21 protein-coding genes and 1 pseudogene are annotated in these 19390 nt (G+C 37.8%); all 22 read left to right on the top strand.

Annotation, left to right across the window (positions count from 1 at the left end):
* Positions 1-187 precede the first annotated feature (187 nt).
* A complete protein-coding gene (locus ESZ54_RS02420) occupies positions 188-577 on the top strand; it encodes a hypothetical protein (RefSeq protein ID WP_136136080.1) in 390 nt (129 codons plus the stop codon).
* 1 nt (position 578) lies between these two features.
* The gene (locus ESZ54_RS02415) at positions 579-1064 is read left to right on the top strand and encodes a DUF2247 family protein (RefSeq protein WP_136136079.1); all 486 of its coding nucleotides are present in this window, start codon (positions 579-581) and stop codon (positions 1062-1064) included.
* Between the two features lie 78 nt (positions 1065-1142).
* Complete coding sequence (locus ESZ54_RS02410; protein WP_136136078.1) at positions 1143-1439, top strand: hypothetical protein; 297 nt, start codon at positions 1143-1145, stop codon at positions 1437-1439.
* Positions 1440-1451: 12 nt separating this feature from the next.
* Positions 1452-1961, top strand: coding sequence for a DUF3916 domain-containing protein (locus tag ESZ54_RS02405; RefSeq protein ID WP_136136077.1), 510 nt, complete (start codon positions 1452-1454; stop codon positions 1959-1961).
* Between the two features lie 489 nt (positions 1962-2450).
* Entirely contained in the window at positions 2451-2936 is a 486-nt protein-coding gene (gene purE, locus ESZ54_RS02400; RefSeq protein WP_136136076.1) for a 5-(carboxyamino)imidazole ribonucleotide mutase, read from the top strand.
* Position 2937: 1 nt separating this feature from the next.
* Entirely contained in the window at positions 2938-4065 is a 1128-nt protein-coding gene (gene purK, locus ESZ54_RS02395; protein ID WP_136136150.1) for a 5-(carboxyamino)imidazole ribonucleotide synthase, read from the top strand.
* A 4-nt stretch (positions 4066-4069) separates the two neighbouring features.
* The gene (gene purB / locus ESZ54_RS02390; protein ID WP_136136075.1) at positions 4070-5362 is read left to right on the top strand and encodes an adenylosuccinate lyase; all 1293 of its coding nucleotides are present in this window, start codon (positions 4070-4072) and stop codon (positions 5360-5362) included.
* Positions 5363-5471: 109 nt separating this feature from the next.
* Positions 5472-6197, top strand: a pseudogene (purC, locus tag ESZ54_RS02385) (phosphoribosylaminoimidazolesuccinocarboxamide synthase); the annotation flags it as partial.
* The gene (gene purS, locus ESZ54_RS12635; protein WP_275426534.1) at positions 6180-6452 is read left to right on the top strand and encodes a phosphoribosylformylglycinamidine synthase subunit PurS; all 273 of its coding nucleotides are present in this window, start codon (positions 6180-6182) and stop codon (positions 6450-6452) included. The pseudogene purC and the gene purS, both read left to right, overlap by 18 nt.
* Entirely contained in the window at positions 6453-7142 is a 690-nt protein-coding gene (gene purQ / locus ESZ54_RS02380; RefSeq protein WP_136136073.1) for a phosphoribosylformylglycinamidine synthase subunit PurQ, read from the top strand.
* Entirely contained in the window at positions 7132-9360 is a 2229-nt protein-coding gene (gene purL, locus ESZ54_RS02375) for a phosphoribosylformylglycinamidine synthase subunit PurL (protein WP_136136072.1), read from the top strand. Before purQ ends, purL begins: the two co-directional genes overlap by 11 nt.
* A complete protein-coding gene (gene purF / locus ESZ54_RS02370) occupies positions 9336-10760 on the top strand; it encodes an amidophosphoribosyltransferase (protein WP_136136071.1) in 1425 nt (474 codons plus the stop codon). The genes purL and purF overlap by 25 nt, the downstream gene beginning before the upstream one ends.
* Positions 10761-10771: 11 nt before the next feature.
* Positions 10772-11818 carry a phosphoribosylformylglycinamidine cyclo-ligase gene (gene purM, locus ESZ54_RS02365; protein ID WP_136136070.1) on the top strand — a complete coding sequence of 349 codons (1047 nt, stop codon included), beginning with the start codon at positions 10772-10774 and terminating at the stop codon, positions 11816-11818.
* Entirely contained in the window at positions 11815-12384 is a 570-nt protein-coding gene (purN, locus tag ESZ54_RS02360; protein WP_136136069.1) for a phosphoribosylglycinamide formyltransferase, read from the top strand. The genes purM and purN overlap by 4 nt, the downstream gene beginning before the upstream one ends.
* Positions 12385-13923 (top strand): bifunctional phosphoribosylaminoimidazolecarboxamide formyltransferase/IMP cyclohydrolase, encoded by a 1539-nt coding sequence (gene purH, locus ESZ54_RS02355; RefSeq protein ID WP_136136068.1) that lies wholly within the window; start codon positions 12385-12387, stop codon positions 13921-13923.
* Between the two features lie 19 nt (positions 13924-13942).
* Complete coding sequence (gene purD / locus ESZ54_RS02350; protein WP_338065512.1) at positions 13943-15202, top strand: phosphoribosylamine--glycine ligase; 1260 nt, start codon at positions 13943-13945, stop codon at positions 15200-15202.
* A 269-nt stretch (positions 15203-15471) separates the two neighbouring features.
* On the top strand, positions 15472-15879 hold the full coding sequence (locus tag ESZ54_RS02345) for a hypothetical protein (protein WP_136136067.1): 408 nt from the start codon (positions 15472-15474) through the stop codon (positions 15877-15879).
* Positions 15880-16178: 299 nt separating this feature from the next.
* Complete coding sequence (locus ESZ54_RS02340) at positions 16179-16709, top strand: YqeG family HAD IIIA-type phosphatase (RefSeq protein ID WP_136136066.1); 531 nt, start codon at positions 16179-16181, stop codon at positions 16707-16709.
* Positions 16706-17815 (top strand): ribosome biogenesis GTPase YqeH, encoded by a 1110-nt coding sequence (yqeH, locus tag ESZ54_RS02335; protein ID WP_136136065.1) that lies wholly within the window; start codon positions 16706-16708, stop codon positions 17813-17815. Before ESZ54_RS02340 ends, yqeH begins: the two co-directional genes overlap by 4 nt.
* Before the next feature lie 15 nt (positions 17816-17830).
* Positions 17831-18145 (top strand): ribosome assembly RNA-binding protein YhbY, encoded by a 315-nt coding sequence (yhbY, locus tag ESZ54_RS02330; protein WP_136136064.1) that lies wholly within the window; start codon positions 17831-17833, stop codon positions 18143-18145.
* A gap of 16 nt (positions 18146-18161) precedes the next feature.
* Complete coding sequence (locus ESZ54_RS02325) at positions 18162-18815, top strand: nicotinate-nucleotide adenylyltransferase (protein WP_136136063.1); 654 nt, start codon at positions 18162-18164, stop codon at positions 18813-18815.
* Entirely contained in the window at positions 18790-19389 is a 600-nt protein-coding gene (yqeK, locus tag ESZ54_RS02320) for a bis(5'-nucleosyl)-tetraphosphatase (symmetrical) YqeK (protein WP_136136062.1), read from the top strand. Before ESZ54_RS02325 ends, yqeK begins: the two co-directional genes overlap by 26 nt.
* The last annotated feature ends 1 nt before the right edge of the window (position 19390 follow it).

Genomic DNA, 19390 nt, shown 5'->3' with positions numbered 1-19390 from the left:
TATGGGTGAACAACAAGATGAGCCTGGGAAAAAATCGTTCTTTGATTTATTACCAGGCTTAGCTTGTTGCTGAACCCATGCTCCAAAATTCCTGTCAGAAAAGGTGATTTTTGTAGCGTTTAGAGGTGAAATAACTAATGTCTCTCTTTTTCTTGATTAAATTTAATAGAAATGAGGCGTGAAGTAATTGAGTGAAAAGTTTAGAGTTTTAGAAAATCAAACAGATATTAATAGAATCTTATCAACCTATTTTGATTTTATTAATGGAAAGTATTTAATAAAAGCATTGAAGTGTTTTGTTAATAAAAAAGGATATGGACAAGAAATAGTTTTTGTTTCTTTTAAAAATGATTTAGATGACTATGACATGGCAGAGTTGCCGAAAACACTAGATGATGAACATGTTCTGGTTGAATTAGGTTTCCCAGCAGTTGAAGTGGAAGAATTAGCATATTTGGATTTTAAAACTTTTTATAATTATTTAGAAGAAAATGTGACTAAAGTAATCAAAAAAAATCCAGAACAAAATGAGTTAGTTGAATTATTAGAAAATGTAAGAATTAGTTTAGGAGTTTAAGATGAAATTACGAGATTTGAAAGATAAAGATATAAACTACGATTGGAAAACTATATATGTTGGACTAAATGATTGTTTTTTTGAACCTAATATACTTTCTGATTATGCAGTAGAGTTGATGGAAAAAGGAATAGAAGATGAATTTATAATTGAATTGGCTTGGGGAATAGCTGAAAGTGATTTACCAGAAAAGTTAATTGACATAAAAAATAAATTTTTTTCTGATGTTGGCGAAAATAGTATTGAATATGTACATGAGCAAAAAAAATTTAGATATGTATACCTATCTAAATTAAATGAGAGAGTTTTTGATGACGTTGAGTTGCTAAATTTAGTAACTAAATTTTATGATGAAAATGGATATCCTGATGATATGATTTCTTTTATCAACTATATGCCACAAGGGAAAACTACTACAAAAGATGAGTTAATCAATCGATTTAGAGTATTTTTAGATGATGAAAAGAAAAAAGTGGAAGCTTACTAGAAACTACAAAAATTCATCTGATTAGGAAAATGATAGTGAGCAGAGATAAGGAATATCTCAAACAAGTAGGTGGATGATATGGAAAATATAAAAAGACAATGTTATAAAATCCTGGAATTAATAGCGAATAGTCAATATTATGAAGAAGAAAATTATAGTATTCAAAGAATCAAGCGAGCAATTAATGAAACGTTAGAAGATATGGATGTTAATCAAATAAAAAAAATAAATACTGTAAGTCTGACTAGGAATTTTGTTGATGATACAGGAGATTACGCAAGTGATATTTTGGAAGAGTTAGACATCCTTGAAAAGTGTATCGAAGTGATCAATCAAGAAAGAGATGATCCCAACAAGAATAAAAAATCTAATTGAGGGAATAAATATATGGGACATAAAAAAATAAGAGGCATTAGAAGGAAATATACTAATATGAAAACTTCCATTATTGAAAGCACATCGAATTTTCCTGAAATAACTAGTAACTATTGGCATTTACATTTACCAACATCATATAGTTTTATGAATAGTCCTAATCTACCTGATAATCTTAAAATACAGTGCATGCAACTATTAATTGATAGAGCTTGGCATTTAAATAAACTCAAACCTAAAGATAAGGAGAACGATAGAGTAGTTATTGCAATTACTCCAGAAGATTTATGGAGTTCGCAGATTATTATCTTCAAAGATGACGACTACTTTGCTAATTTTTTTAGTAGAAATGATAACTATGAAGTATGGCAGCCAATTTCTAAAGAAGATTTTCATTTTGAACAATATTTATCTATTCCCGATGAATTTTCACTAATAGGATACAAAGAGATAATTTATGATGATGGCAGAATGTTTGCACCTACTTATATCAGTGATATTTGGTTTATTGGTGAACTGTAGGAGTGGCTTTAGTTATCTTTGGTATTGCTGTATCCATAGCGTCAAAAGGGCTTTTAGAAACATATTATCTGAACAAATATGTAGATGAATACTTCGAGTTGTTTAAACTAAAAGATGATAAAAGGTGGTGAAGCTAGCGTTTAGGGATGAGCAGTAAGGTAGTTCTGAAAATCAGGCGCATTTTGGCTGAATATCAGAACGGACTTAGTGCCGAATCCCAGCCAACTAAACTCATACAAAAAAACATCTTATTAGTTTTCCCTATTAAAATAAAGCAATTTACTGTGAAATTGATTTTCCGAAAATCAACGTCGCAGTATTTTTTATTGTTTGGTTATGACTTGGAAAGGATAGTATGTAGAAGTGTATTCTAATATAATAATCATTATAAACGAATTATATACTATTTATTATCTATATTGTTCGTAATTTGTTTTGACATCCTCATTTTTTGCTGTTACACTGTTAGCAAAAAGAGAGGATGTTTTTATGTCTAAAGTTGCAGTGGTCATGGGTAGTAAATCTGATTGGAACACAATGCAAGAGACGTGTCGGCTATTAGATGAGTTTGAGATAGCTTATGAGAAAAAGATTTTATCTGCTCATCGTTTACCAGATTTAATGTTCGCTTTTTCAGAAAATGCCAAAGGAAATGATTTTTCAGTTATTATTGCTGGAGCTGGTGGTGCGGCTCATTTACCAGGCATGATGGCTTCAAAAACAACGTTACCGGTCATTGGTGTTCCAATTGCAAGTCAACATTTGAATGGTTTAGATTCCCTATTATCAATTGTTCAAATGCCAGCAGGTATTCCAGTAGCTACGACAGCAATTGGAAAAGCTGGTGCAAAAAATGCCGCTCTTCTAGCCATTCAAATTTTAGCTATTCAAAATGAACAATTAACTGAAAAACTAACAAATTATCGTAAAAATTTAGCAAGTGAGGTTATTCAGAGTGAAACAGAACTCCTTTAAAATGGTCTTACCTGGAAGTGTGATTGGCATTATTGGGGGTGGGCAACTGGGCTTAATGATGGGCCAAAGTGCTTTGCAACTTGGTTTTAAGGTCATTATTTTAGATCCGGAAGAAAATTGCCCCGCTAGTCAAGTAGCGCAACAAGTGATTGTCGCTGGGTACAATAATAAACAAGCACTGGTAAAACTGGCACAATTATCTGACGTGGTAACTTACGAGTTTGAAAATGTTGATGTTGCTGGAATAGAATCAATTAGTCAGCAAATCTTCATTCCTCAGGGCACAACGCTTTTAAAAATTGCTCAACATCGCTTAGAAGAGAAAAAATTTTTACAAGCCGCTAATTTACCAATTGTGCCTTTCAAATCGATAACAAGCTTTGCAGATTTAAAACAAGCGAGTTTAGAGCTGGGATTTCCCTGTGTTCTGAAAACTTGTCGTGGTGGATATGATGGTAAGGGTCAGTGGGTGTTACATTCTTCATTGGATTTAGAACCTCTACAAACAGAACTCAACTTTAATCAAGAATTTGTCTTGGAACAATGGGTAAATTATGAAAGAGAAGTCTCGATTATTGTTGCGGGAAATCTGTCTGAAGAGTATTGCACGTTTCCAGTTATCGAAAATGAGCATCAGCATAATATTTTGAAATGCTCAATGTTACCTGCGTCAATTTCCTCCGAAATTGCGCAAGAAGCTGAATGCATTGGATTAAAGATTGCCAGAGAAGCTCGCTTAGTTGGCACAATGGCAATCGAATTTTTTGTTAAACCAGACGGGCAGTTATACATCAATGAAATTGCTCCCCGTCCACATAATTCGGGTCATTTAACCATTGAAGCTTGTTCTCATAGTCAATTTGACTTACATATTCGCGGGATTTGTCAATGGAAATTACCGTCGGAGATTCATTATCAACCCGCCGTCATGGTGAATTTAATCGGTGCAGAATATTCGCGGATGGTCGATGTCGTGGCACAGAAACCAAATTGGTATTTTCATGATTATGGTAAAACGAAAACGCGATCAGGACGTAAGATGGGACATGTCACATTTATCAATCAAACGAAAGAAGCAATTTTTTCGCTGATGAGGATTAATAAAATTTGGGAAGGCGAGGCTGAATAGAGAAATGATTGAACGTTATACACGGCAAGAGATGGGTAGCATATGGACAGATGAACATCGTTTTCAAACATGGTTAGAAGTGGAAATACTCGCAAGTGAGGCGTGGGCAACTTTAGGCGTGGTGCCTAAAAGTGATGCAGAGGCAATTCGACAACAAGCAAAATTTGAGATTTCGCGAATTTTAGAAATTGAAGCTGAAACGCATCATGATGTGGTGGCTTTCACACGAGCTGTCTCTGAATCTTTAGGCGCAGAAAAGAAGTGGGTTCACTATGGTTTGACGAGCACTGATGTTGTAGATACAGCATATGGGTCCTTATTAAAAGAAGCCAATCAACTTCTTTTGGCTGACATTGATCGCTTGATTCATGTGTTACAAAAACAAGCTAAAAAATATCAAAATACGGTGATGATGGGACGCACGCACGGTGTTCACGCTGAACCGACAACATTCGGTGTGAAATTAGCTTTATGGTATGCCGAAATGAAACGTCATCGTGAACGTTTTGTAGTGGCAGCAGCAGGAGTTGAAGCTGGTAAAATCAGTGGTGCTGTCGGCACGTTCGCCAATACACCACCTGAAGTTGAACAGTATGTTTGTGAAAAATTAGGGATCAGAGCACAAGACATTTCAACTCAAGTGCTGCCTCGTGATTTACACGCAGAGTATCTCGCGACATTGGCTTTAATTGCTACAAGCATTGAAAAGTTTGCAACGGAAATCAGAGGATTACAAAAATCTGAAACCCGTGAGGTCGAAGAGTTTTTTGCTAAAGGTCAAAAAGGTTCTTCCGCAATGCCTCATAAACGTAATCCAATTGGCTCTGAGAACTTAGTTGGCTTGGCGCGCGTGATGCGAGGGTTCATGGTGACGTCATACGAGAATGTGTCGCTCTGGCATGAACGTGATATCTCACATTCTTCAACGGAACGTATTATTTTACCAGATGCCACGATTCTACTTGATTATATGCTGCATCGTTTTGCAAGCATTTTGGAAAATTTAACGGTTTTTCCAGAACGGATGCTTAAAAATATGGAAGCAACATTTGGCTTGATTTATAGTCAACGCGTTTTATTGAAACTGGTTGAATCAGGGATGAGTCGTGAAGCGGCCTATGATTTAGTACAACCTAAAACAGCAGAAGCATGGGATAAGCAAACGACTTTTCGACCTTTACTTGAAGCAGATGCACAAATTATGGAACGGTTAACAGCTGAAATGCTAGATGATGCTTTCGACTATCACTATCATTTGAAGCATGTGGACAAACTATTTGCGCGTGTCGGTTTATAAATTTTTTGCTAGTAAACGATCGGTATATTTTTTTACATAAAACTAAAGCGAACGATATAAGTGAATCAATTTTAAACATACGTGTTTTAAAAATATTAGGAGGATTATAGTGGATAAACAAACAGTTCTTTATGAAGGTAAGGCTAAACGCGTTTTTAAAACAGAAAGTGATGATGTTGTGAGGTTGGAGTATTTAGATCAAGCTACAGCATTAAACGGCAAGAAAAAAGAAGCAATCGTGGGAAAAGGGGCATTAAATAATGCCATTAGTTCACAAGTTTTTGAATGTTTAACAAAATATGGGATTAAACATCATTGGCTTCGTAAAGTATCTGAAACCGAACAATTGGTGAAAAAAGTGACAATTATTCCTTTAGAAGTTGTGATTCGTAATGTCGCAACGGGCAGTTTTATCAAACGTTTTGGCGTGACTGAGGGTAGTCAGATTACACCAGCTATGATTGAATTTTATTATAAAAATGATGAGTTAGATGATCCTTTTATGAATGAAGCACAAATCGACTATTTAAAACTTGCCAAACCTTCAGAGATAGCATTCATCAAACAAGAGGCACTCAAAATAAATACAATGTTACGCGAATTATTCGATCAGATTGGTTTTGATTTAATTGATTTGAAATTAGAATTTGGCAAGGATGAGTCAGGCAATATCATGTTAGCGGATGAAATTTCACCAGATACCTGTCGTTTATGGGATAAACAAACACAAGCCTCTTTTGACAAAGACATTTTCCGTAAAGATCAAGGCGATCTTATTCCGGTTTATGAAGCAGTTAACGAGTGTTTAGCGGAGTATCTGCAACACTCAAATCGACAACTTTTTCATGCTAAAGTTGAAGTGAGTTATAAAAATTCAATTCTTGATCCACAGGCAGAAGTGATTGAAAAATCAATGAATCAATTAATTTCAAGTCATTTTACAAATTTGAAGTTGAGTAAAAAATTTTCTTTCCAATTAGAAGCTGAAACACACGAAGATGCTGTTAAATTGGTTGATCAAATCTGTGATCAATTACTGGCGAATGTCACTATGGAAACTTATCACTTCACGTTGACGGAGGTAAAATAAATGAAATTTGCGGTCCTTGTTTTTCCGGGTTCGAATTGCGATATTGATTTGTATCATGCTTTTAATGATGTCTTAGGGGTTGAAGCTGAATATGTTGCGCATACGGCAACAAGTCTCGAAGGGTTTGATGGTGTTTTAATTCCGGGTGGTTTTTCTTATGGTGATTATCTGAGATGTGGTGCAATTGCTCGTTTTTCAAATGTCATGGCTGAAGTGAAACGATTTGCAGCGGAAGGAAAACCCGTTTTCGGCACGTGTAATGGTTTTCAAATCTTAACAGAAGCCAAATTATTGCCTGGTGTGTTATTGAAAAATGAGAACTTAAAGTTTGTTAGTCGAAATGTCGCAGTCAAGGTGAATCATACCAATTCAATGTTTACTTCACTTTATGAAAGTAGTGAGACTTTAGTTCTACCAGTGGCCCATGGTGAGGGGAATTATTACTGTGATGATAAAACCTTAGCTTCTTTGAAAGAACATCAGCAAATTCTTTTTACTTATGATAATGATAACCCAAATGGCAGTCTGCATAATATTGCAGGGATTACCAATCAAAGAGGGAATGTCTTAGGCATGATGCCCCATCCAGAACGCGCGATGGAGCAACTTTTAGGAACGGACGATGGCGTAAAATTATTTCAAGCCATGATTAATAATGTGAATCGAGGAGTGACTTGTCATGAAAATTAAGGAATTATCACCCCAAGAAATCCAAGCAACCAAAATTTATCAAGAATGGGGCTTAACGGATCAGGAATACAATATGATAAAAGATGACTTACTGGGTCGTTTACCTAACTATACTGAGACTGGACTTTTTGCGGTCATGTGGAGTGAGCATTGTTCTTATAAAAATTCGAAACCAGTGTTACAAAAATTTCCAACAACTGGCCCACAAGTGTTACAAGGTCCGGGTGAGGGCGCAGGGATTGTTGATATTGGTGAGGGTCTTGCGGTTGTTTTTAAAGCCGAAAGTCATAACCATCCTTCAGCTGTGGAACCTTATGAAGGCGCAGCAACAGGTGTTGGCGGAATTATTCGCGATATTTTTAGTATGGGCGCGCGTCCCATTGCGATGCTAAATTCCTTACGTTTTGGCGAGTTAACGCAGCCACGTACGCGCTATTTATTTAATGAAGTCGTCGCTGGTATTGGTGGATATGGCAATTGCATTGGCATCCCGACTGTTGGTGGTGAAATTCAATTTGATGCCTGTTATGAAGGGAATCCATTGGTTAATGCAATGTGTGTCGGGTTAATTGAACATGAGATGATTCAAAAAGGGCAGGCAACGGGTGTCGGTAATACGATTCTTTATGTCGGTGCTAAAACGGGTCGTGACGGCATTCATGGCGCAACCTTTGCCTCTGAAGAATTTACTGAAGAAGGTGAAACGCAACGTTCGGCGGTGCAAGTGGGGGATCCATTTATGGAAAAATTACTCATGGAAGCTTGTCTTGACGTCATTGCAAATCATCAGGAGGCTTTAATTGGCATTCAAGATATGGGGGCAGCGGGTTTAGTGTCGTCAAGTTCTGAGATGGCATCGAAAGCGGGTGCCGGATTAATTCTTCATCTCGATGATGTGCCTCAACGTGAAACAGGCATGACCCCTTATGAGATGATGCTTTCTGAATCTCAAGAACGGATGCTTTTATGTGTTAAAAAAGGTCACGAGGCTGAAATCATGGCCGTTTTTGAAGGCTATGATTTACATGCTGTTCAGATTGGTGAAGTGACTGACGATAAATGTTATCGTTTGTACCATCATGGCGTTGAAGTCGCGAATGTTCCAGTGGATGCATTAGCTGAACAGGCGCCAGTTTATCACAAACCAAGTCAAGAACCAGCACGTTTAGCAGATTTTCGCAAGCAAGTGAATAAAGTGCCTGAAATCACTGATTTAGCGCAAACATTTTATCAATTACTACAACAACCCGCGATTGCCTCAAAAAAAACAGTTTACGAAACATTTGACTCCAAAGTCCGCACGAATACAGTGGTAGGGCCAGGAAGTGATGCCGCAGTTTTAAGAATTCGTGGCACCAAGAAAGCCTTAGCTTTAACGATGGACTGTAATGCCCGATTCATTTATCTTGATCCCAAAATTGGCGGTCAAATTGCAGTTTCAGAAGCAGCTCGCAATATTGTAGCAAGTGGAGGAACACCGCTTGCGATTACGGATTGTCTGAATTATGGCTCTCCAGAAAATCCAGAAGTCTTTTGGGAACTAGAACAATCAGCTGCAGGGATTAGCGAGGCTTGTCGTACGCTAGGAACGCCAGTTATTTCTGGCAACGTTTCACTTTATAATGAAACGTCAGGTCAGGCGATTTATCCAACACCAGTAATTGGCATGGTTGGTTTAATTGAAGATGTGGCATATACAACAACTCAATGTTTTAAAGCTAGCGGTGATTATATTTACTTGATTGGTGACACGCAAGCTGACTTTAATGGGTCTGAGTTGCAAAAAATGACAACGGGAAAAATATCAGGAAGTTTACGTGACTTTGATTTAGCACAAGAAAAATTACATCAGAATATTGTGTCACGTGCGATTCAAAAAGGTTGGTTACACAGTGCCCATGACATTAGTGAGGGTGGTTTAGCAGTGGCAATGTTTGAAAGTTGCGTGGAACAGGAACTGGGAGCAAGTATTTGTGTTCCCTTTGCAGCTGATTTACTATTTGCCGAATCACAATCACGCTTTATCGTCAGTGTGGCACCAGAATATCAAGAGGATTTTGAAGTAGCTTACCACGAAAATAGTTTGTATTTAGGAAGAGTAACAGCTAATCGTCGTTTAGAAATAAATACGACATCAGATGTACTAGACGTTTCAATAGCTGATGCTAAAAAACTTTGGGAGGAAGCTATTCCATGTCTTACGAAATCAGAGGATTAAATGAAGAATGTGGTGTTTTCGGTATTTGGGGTCATCCTGATGCGGCGCGTGTGACCTATTTTGGTTTGCATAGTTTACAACATCGTGGTCAAGAGGGTGCTGGGATTGTGGTGAATCAAGATGGGCATTTTCAAAGTCATCGGGGATTAGGTCTTTTAGCAGATGTTTTTGCCAATCCTAACGACTTAAAGCGTTTGAATGGGAATCGTGCTATTGGGCATGTCCGCTATGCCACAAGTGGCCACGGTAATCTTGAGAATGTACAACCTTTTATTTTTCAATTTTATGATTGCCAAGTTGCGTTGGCTCATAACGGTAATCTGGTGAATGCTGAAGCGCTTCGTTTTCAAATTGAACATGAGGGTGGTATTTTCCATTCCAATTCAGACACAGAATTATTGATGCATTTGATTCGCAAAAGCTCAGCTCATTCGTTTGAAGCGAAATTAAAGGATGCCTTGAATCAAGTTAAAGGCGGCTTTGCGTACTTGTTAATGACGGATAAGGGGCTATATGCGTCATTGGATCCGCATGCATTTAGACCCCTTGTTATTGGACAAATGCGCAATGGTGCTTATGTCGTCGCAAGTGAAACTTGTGCACTGGATGTCGTGGGAGCTAGCTTTATTCGTGACGTGGAACCTGGAGAGCTGATTCGAATTGACGACGATGGAATTTCAATTATGACTTATACTACCCAAACTAATTACGCAATTTGCGCGATGGAATACATCTATTTTGCCAGACCAGATTCAACTATTAAGGGCGTAAATGTACATCGAGCGCGTAAACGAATGGGTGCTAAGCTCGCCGATGAAGCTCCATGTCAAGCAGATATGGTGATTGGTGTACCGAATTCATCACTTTCGGCTGCTAGTGGTTATGCTGAAGCAAGTGGGATTCCGTATGAAATGGGATTAGTAAAAAATCAATACATTGGTCGTACGTTCATTCAACCGACGCAAGAACTTCGTGAAGAAGGTGTAAGAATGAAATTGTCTGCAGTTCGTGGTGTGGTTGAAGGTAAAATAGTGATTTTGGTAGATGATTCAATTGTTAGAGGGACCACTTGTCGTCGAATCGTCAGACTTCTAAAAGAAGCTGGTGCTAGTGAAGTGCATGTCCGCATTGCGGCACCACCATTAAAATATCCTTGTTTTTATGGTATTGATATTCAAACAAAAAAAGAACTAATTGCCTCAAATCACTCAATTCAAGACATCCAAAAAATAATTGGTGCGGATTCACTCTGTTTTCTTAGTGAAACAGGCTTAATCGAGGCGATTGATTTACAACTAGGCGGACCGTATCAAGGTCTCTGTATGTCTTACTTTAATGGAGATTATCCAACTAATTTATATGATTATCAAAAAACATTGACAACACATTCATTAACTTGAGGAGGATTCGCGTGAAGAAAGCATATGAAGCGGCAGGAGTAAATGTTGATGCGGGTTATGAAGTTGTAACTCGCATCAAAAAACATGCTCAACGAACAGAAAAACTTGGTGTGATGGGACATATTGGTGGTTTTGGTGGTTGTTTTGATTTATCAGCTTATGCGATAGAAGAACCAGTCCTGGTTTCAGGAACAGATGGTGTGGGAACAAAATTAAGTGTGGCGATTGCAGCAAATCAACACGATACAATTGGCATTGATTGTGTGGCGATGTGTGTGAACGATATTGTTGCGCAAGGTGCCAAACCATTATACTTTCTTGATTATTTAGCGGTTGGTAAAAACAATCCTGAAAAAATTGAAACCATTGTATCGGGAATTGCAACAGGCTGTGTTGCTGGTCAAATGGCGTTAATCGGCGGCGAGACGGCTGAGATGCCAGATATGTATCAAGAGGAAGATTATGATGTTGCCGGTTTTGCAGTAGGTATTGCTGAAAAAAGTCATTTGATATCATCTGAAAAAGTTGCCGAAGGTGATCTTTTAATTGGTTTACCTTCTAGTGGTTTTCATTCGAATGGTTTTTCCTTAGTGCGTAAAATTCTATTTAAAGACCACAATTTTGTTTTGACAGAACCGTTTATTACAGATGATGCACGTTTACTTCAGGACATTCTCTTAACTCCGACAAAAATTTATGTTGCTACAGTGCTCCCGTTAATTGAACGCCAGTTACTCTCAGGTGTTGCCCATATCACGGGTGGCGGTTTTTATGAAAATTTACCAAGGATGTTATCTTCAGAATTGGCTGTTGAAATTTATGCTGATTCTTGGCAAGTGCCAGCAGAATTTAAGAAACTTGCAGAATTAGGACAACTCTCTAATCAAGAAATGTTTGAGGTGTTTAATATGGGGATTGGCATGGTTTTGGCATGTTCGAAAGAGAATTACGAAAAAGTTGTGACCCAATTAAAGAGTCAAAAAGAAGCGTTTTATGTGATTGGAAAAGTGGTTCCGCGTGATCAACAAGGGGTCTTATTTGTGGAGGCGGAAGCATGAAATTTATGATTTTTGCCTCTGGTAACGGTAGTAACGTCGAGGCAATTGTTGCTGCTTATCTGAATCATGAGATTCCTGGAGAATTGGTTGGAATTCTTTGTGATCAACCCAATGCTTTTGTTATAGAACGAGCGAAAAAATATGATGTTCCATATTTTGTAGTTCCGCGATTAGTGAATGAATCTAAGCAAGCACATGAAGCAAGAATTAACCAAATTTTACAGCATAAACAAGTGAATTTTATTTTTTTAGCAGGCTATATGCGAATTATTGGCCCCACACTTTTGGAAGATTATCTAGGGCGGATTGTCAATTTGCATCCTTCACTTTTACCAAAATATCCTGGAAAACAAGCAATTCAAGATGCGTTTAGTGATCAAGCTACCGAAACAGGAATTACCATTCATTATGTTGATGAAGGTATCGATACAGGACCAATTATTAGTCAGACGAAACTCGCAGTCTTACCAGATGAATCATTGGCGGATTTAACTGAGCGTATTCACAAAATTGAACATCGTGACTATCCGCGAGTTATCGCAAATATTTTAGGAGGAAGAGAATAAATGACACAAAAAAAGCGTGCACTATTAAGTGTTTCAGATAAAACAGGACTTTTAGAACTTGCGACGTCATTAAGAATTTTAGGTTTTGAAATTTTAGCCACAGGTGGAACGGCAAACTATTTACTGAACCAGGGAATTGAAATCATATCTGTTGAAGAAGTGACGCATTACCCTGAAATGATGGATGGGCGAGTTAAGACGCTTCACCCAGCGATTCATGGTGGTTTATTGGCCCAGTTGCCAAAGCATCAAGGTGATTTGGATGCTGCTGAAATTGAAGTTATCGATCTTTTATGTGTCAATCTCTATCCTTTCAAAGAAACGATTGCCAATTCAGCAACACTTTATACAGAGGCGATTGAACAAATTGATATTGGTGGTCCGGCGATGATTCGTTCGGGAGCTAAAAATCACGAGCGAGTGACTGTGGTGGTTGATCCTGACGACTATGGTTTAGTGATTCAAGAACTATCACAATATAAAGCCATTACCGACAAAACAAGACGTGCTTTAGCAGGTAAAGCCTATCGTCATACTGCAAGTTATGATGCAGCCATTGCGCAGTACTTTCTACACCAAACAAAAGAGGACCTACCTGAAACATTAACCGTCAGTTATTCTCGTCATGATGCGTTACGTTATGGTGAAAATAGTCATCAAAAAGCGGTTGTTTATCAAGATGAAACAAGCCAAGCACCTTCGATCATTAACGCTGAAATCCATCATGGCAAAGCGTTGTCTTACAATAATTATCGTGATGCAGATAGTGCATTACGTTTGCTAAGTGAGTTTACACACCCAACCGCAGTGGCTATTAAGCATATGAATCCATGTGGTGTTGGTAGTGGGGAAACACTATCTGCCGCATTCGAACGGTGTTTTGAGAGTGATCCTGTATCTATTTTTGGTGGTATTCTAGCCCTGAATCGTGAGGTTGATTTAGCACTTGCAAAACGTTTGTATCCAATCTTTTTAGAAGTGATTATCGCACCAAAATTTACAGAGGAAGCACTTGATTATTTGAAGAAAAAGAAAAATATTCGCTTGCTAAGCTTAGCTGAATCTGATACGAGTCAAGAAAAAAAATATGAGATGACAACCATTACTGGTGGCTTACTCGTCCAAGAAGCAGATAATATTAAGGAACGGGTTGAAGACTGGCGTGTGGTGACCAAACGTAAGCCGACCAATGAAGAAATTGAAGCTTTGAAGTTTGCTTGGGCCTGCGTGAAACATGTTAAAAGTAATGCAATCGTGATTACGAACGCTAATCAAACTTTAGGAATTGGTGCGGGACAAATGAATCGGATTGGTTCCGTGGAACTTGCATTGCAACAAGCACACGGCAGAATAGAAGAAGCAGTGCTTGCAAGTGACGCCTTCTTTCCAATGCCTGATAGTTTAGAAAAAATTGCAACAACTGGCATCAAAGCAATTATTCAACCAGGAGGTAGTATTCGTGATCAAGAATCCATTGATTTAGCGGATGCTGCTGATATATGTATGATTTTTACTGATGTTCGACATTTTAAACATTAATGAGGAGGAAGAAGAGGCAATGTTGAAAATTTTAGTAGTTGGTAGTGGTGGCCGGGAACATGCTTTGTGTAAAAAATTGTTACAAAGCCCAAGGGTAGCGACCGTTTTTTGTGCACAAGGTAATCCAGGAATGTCACGAGATGGGATTACCTGCGTTGATATTGCTGAACTTGCTTTTGCAGACTTAATTACTTTTTGTCAAAAAGAGGCTATTGATTTTACAATTGTTGGGCCAGAATTACCGTTAAGTCGAGGAATTGTCGATACTTTTCGTGCAGCAGGGTTAGCGATTTTTGGTCCGACTAAAGAAGCAGCTCAATTAGAAGCGTCGAAATCATTTGCTAAAGAGTTAATGGCGAAATATAATATTCCGACTGCAAAATTTAAAACCTTTACCGATTATCACTTTGCCTTGAATTACGTCGAGCAGCAAGGTCTTCCAATTGTACTTAAGGAAGATGGCTTAGCGAGTGGTAAAGGCGTTTTAATTGCCGAAACTCTTTCAGAAGCGCAACAATTTTTAGAAAAACATTTAGTGACTTGTGAAGGTAAGGTTGTGATTGAAGAATTTCTTGTGGGTGAAGAATGCTCACTGTTGGCTTTTGTTTCTGAAACGGGTATTTACCCAATGTTAACGGCTCGCGACCATAAACCATTGTACGACGGTAACCATGGCCCTAATACCGGTGGGATGGGTGCCTATAGCCCTATTCCCGAACTGGATAAAGCGGCACAGGCCGAAATTGTACAGCACATTGTTGAACCGACCGTTCTAGCAATGGCGTCTGAGGGGATACCGTTTACAGGCATTCTATATACGGGTCTTATTCTAACCGAAACTGGTGCTAAAGTGATTGAGTATAATGCACGTTTTGGCGATCCTGAGGCGCAAGTGTTACTGCAACAATTAGACAGTGATTTAGCGAGTGTGATTGAGGCTCTCTTACAGCAAAAAGAACCTAACATTATTTGGAATGAGAATGAGGTAACTTTGGGAGTGGTTGTTGCAAATGCAAATTATCCTCAAAATTGTTCAGACTCGATTAAGTTGTCCCCACTTATTATCGAGGATGATGCAATGGCAATTTTTTATTCAGGTGTTTGTGAAGAGGAAGGCGAACTTTATTCAAAAGGTGGCCGGATTTTCATGGTCAGTGCAACTAAACCAACGCTGTTAGAAGCAAGAGAGACAGTTTACGATTGGTTGCAACAGCAGAATTTAGCTGGATTTTATTATCGACATGATTTAGGATTGCTGTCACTTGAAACTATTCAATAAGGAACGAAAGCGACGCTCATTTACAGTGGGCGTCTTTTTTTTATGATTACCCTATTAACTAGCGACACATTTTAGTGTAATTGGTATAATAAACATACTAAACGGTGTCACAGAAGTAGTTTCTTCGGAAATAAGCCGAAAATCACAAAAAATTTGAAAAGCAATTTTCGTGATTTCCTTCTTATTTCTTGAAGCTGAACACTACTGTCACAACTTCTAAATAAAGAAATGAAACAAAAATACAATTCAAATTTTAAAGAGGAAAAAACATGAAAAAAATAATGATGGGTTTTTTAGTAATGCTTAGTCTGACTCTTGGGGGATGTTCTGGATCAGAAGCAATTAAAAAAACTTGGCAAGTTGAGGATGCAAGCCAAAATACTTATACAATGGAAATTAATGATAATGAAATAATTTTGACTGGATCAGCAGGTGATGAGAAAAAGGCGTATAGTCAAAATGCTGTCGGGACAAGTAGTGCTAATAAATATTATGGTCTATTGATTGATCGCAAGCAATATTCAATTGTCTTTCCTGAAAAGGGTAATGATGATGTGGCCTTATTTTTAAAAATGACAATAGATGATGGTGATTATTCAAGTGGAGATCTTGTCTATGCAATGCATGCCAAAGATACCCCAAGTTACATTGAGTACGTCGAAAAATATTTAAAATAGACTTTTAGTATCTAAGAAAAATATTTTGTCGCACACTTTTTGATTATTTGAAAGTAGTGGGATGCTATGCGTCTATTTAACTATTTATAATTCAACTAAAAGAAAATTCAAGTTTACGTGACTAATATTAATTCTATTATTGCAGTATCGGACCTCTAAGTCGTGAAAAATGTAACAGGTCTTCAAATTCAGTTTTTAGTTAAAGTAGGTGAATTTTCTAGTGTTTTAACGTATAATGGGTTGAAAGAGTTTAGGAGGACTTGTTTAAGGACTCCTTTTTTTAACGAAAGGAACTGAAGATGATACAAGATTATAAACCAACTTGGATGATTGATGCGATTTATGATATTACACCAGAGCAATTACATAAACATGGTGTAAAAGCTGTTTTAACAGACTTGGACAATACTTTAATTGCTTGGAACAATCCTGATGGAACACCTGAATTACGTCAATGGATTGAGTCGATGAAAGAAGCTGAAATCCCAGTAATTGTCGTATCCAACAATAAAGCATCTCGAATTGATCGAGCGGTAAGTCATTTAGGCTTAGAGTATGTTTCGCGTGCGATGAAACCTTTTACGAAGGGGTTCAAAGAAGTTGAAAGCAAGTATGACTTCGCAAAAGAGGATTTAATCATGGTAGGTGACCAATTGATGACAGATATTCGTGGATCAAACCGAGCAGGAATTAAATCAGTTTTAGTTAAACCAGTTGTGACAAGTGACGCGTGGAACACAAAATTCAATCGTTGGCGTGAAAGAAGAGTTATGAAGAAATTGTTAGCGATGTATCCTGAAGAAATGAAATGGAGGAAATCATTAGTATGACAGAAGAAATTCGTTGTATTGGGTGCGGAGCCATTATCCAAACCGAAAATAAAGAAGACATGGGGTACACCCCAAAATCAGCCTTAGAGAAAGGGCTTGAAAGTGGTGAAGTCTATTGTCAACGTTGTTTCCGTTTACGTCACTATAATGATATTCACGATGTGCAAATGACAGATGAAGATTTTTTACGTCTTTTAAATCAAATTGGCAGCACGGATGCGCTGATTGTTAATGTTGTCGATATTTTTGACTTTAACGGTAGTTTGATTTCAGGTTTACACCGCTTCGCAGGAAATAATCCTGTGTTACTTGTCGGAAACAAGGTCGATATTCTACCAAAATCATTAAAACGTGGTAAATTAATTCAATGGATGCGCGAACGTTGTCATGAAGTTGGCTTAAGACCCGTTGATGTGGTTTTAACGAGTGCGAAGAAAAAGCATGAAATGCAAGAATTGTTAGATGTGATTGAAGAATACCGTGACGGTCGTGATGTCTATGTAGTTGGTGTCACTAATGTGGGTAAATCAACACTTATTAACGCAATTATTAGTGCGACAGCTGGTGTTGATAATGTCATTACAACTTCACAATTTCCAGGAACGACTTTAGATCGTATTGAAATTCCTTTAGATGATGGTGCAAGTCTGATCGATACACCAGGGATTATTCATCGTCATCAAATGGCACACTATTTAGCCAAAAAAGATTTGCGTTTAACATCGCCAAATAAAGAAATTAAACCAAAAGTCTATCAATTAAATGCTGGACAAACGCTATTTTTAGGTGGTTTGGCGCGCTTTGATTATCTTCAAGGTGAGAAGACATCATTTGTCGTTTATGCTTCAAATGAATTATATCTTCACCGAACTAAAACAGATAATGCGAGCGATTTTTATGCCAAACATGTGGGAGACCTTTTACAACCACCAACCCAAGATGATGTAGCGGAGTTCCCGGAACTCACTCGTTTTGAGTTTTCAGTGAAAGAGCCATCTGATTTAGTCTTTGCTGGCTTAGGTTGGATTACAATTAAAGATCCTGGTGTTGTAGCTGGTTGGGCCCCAAAAGGTGTCGATGTCGTGATTCGTAAGGCATTAATTTAAGAAAGTAGGAAAAACATGGAATTAAGAGGAAAACAAAAAAGATTTTTAAGAAGTCAAGCACACCATTTAACACCAATCGTTCAAATTGGAAAAAGTGGTTTAAGTGAGAACTTACTTGATCAAGTCGATGATAACTTAGAGCGTCGTGAATTAATTAAAGTGACGCTTTTACAAAATACAGATGAAAATGCTGAAGAAGTGGCTGCAATTTTAGAAGAAACACTGCATTGTGCGGTGGTCCAAATCATTGGCCGAGTGTTAGTTGTGTATCGCCCATCTTCAAAAGCAAAATTTCAAAAAATATCACTTCAAGTAAAAGTGATGTCATAAAGAAAGGATGTCTTGCATGATAAAGCAAACAAACGTTACAACGGAAGTCGTGCCGGAACTTGCAAGTGAACCTAAAAAAATCAAAAGAGTAGGACTACTTGGTGGCGGCTTTAATCCCGTTCATTATGGTCATCTTTTAGTAGCAGATCAAGTGTTTCATCAACTTAACTTGGACGAGTTTTATCTCTTGCCAAGTTATGAATCACCACATAAAGATCCTAAGAAAACAATTTCAGCAGAGCATCGGGTGGCGATGTTAAAATTAGCCATTGCAGATAATCCTAATTTAAGTTTAGATTTGTCTGAAATTCATCGCCAAGGTAAAAGCTATACGTTTGAGACGATTCGCCATTTAAAAGAACAACATCCGGATACCGAGTATTATTTTGTCATTGGTGGCGATATGGTTGACTATTTACCAACGTGGTATAATATTGAAGAACTCGTAACGCTTGTTTCGTTTGTCGGGATTGGTCGACCGGGATTTAAAAAAGAATCAGATTATCCTATTATTTGGGTCGATGTACCAGAAACGTCAACTAGTTCAACTTATATTAGAGAAAAAATTAAACAAAAATGTTCCGTTAATTATCTCTTGCCAGATGCTGTAATTGCGTATATTGAGAAAGAAGGCTTGTATCAAGATGACAGTGATAACAAAATGGTCTAGTGATCTAACAACTCTTTCCAGAGTAGAACTTTTGGAAAAAATTAGGGCGCAAATCAATGAAAGACGATTTGCACATGTCTTGCGTGTTGAGGAAAAAGCTTTAGAATTAGCCCAAGACAAAAATGTGAACCTTGAAAAAGTGAGCTTAGCAGCACTTTGCCATGATTATGCCAAGGATCGTCCTGATGAAGAGATGATTGCCCGCATTAAAGCTGGAGATTATGATCAAGAGATGCTCAAATTTGGCAGTGCCATTTGGCATGGTGATGTTGGTGCAGAACTCGTGAGTGAAGAGCTGGGAATCAACGATGCGGAAATCTTAAATGCTATTCGTTTGCATACTGTAGGTGCTAGTGAGATGTCACTCTTAGAGAAAATTATCTATGTGGCTGATTACACCGAAGCAGGACGCGATTTTCCGGGTGTTGAAGAAGCACGCCAAATTACAGCAGTTGATTTGGATGAAGCTGTTTCATTTGCAACTAAACATACCTTGCAACATTTAATCGAAACAAATCAAAAAATTTATCCCAAAACATTAACGACATACAATCGCTGGGTAGCGAAATTATAAG

This window comes from Vagococcus silagei (genome assembly GCF_004795745.1).
Taxonomy (GTDB): domain Bacteria; phylum Bacillota; class Bacilli; order Lactobacillales; family Vagococcaceae; genus Vagococcus; species Vagococcus silagei.
The sequence above is the reverse complement of the archived record's forward strand: the minus strand, read 5'-3'. Positions and strand labels throughout refer to the sequence as shown.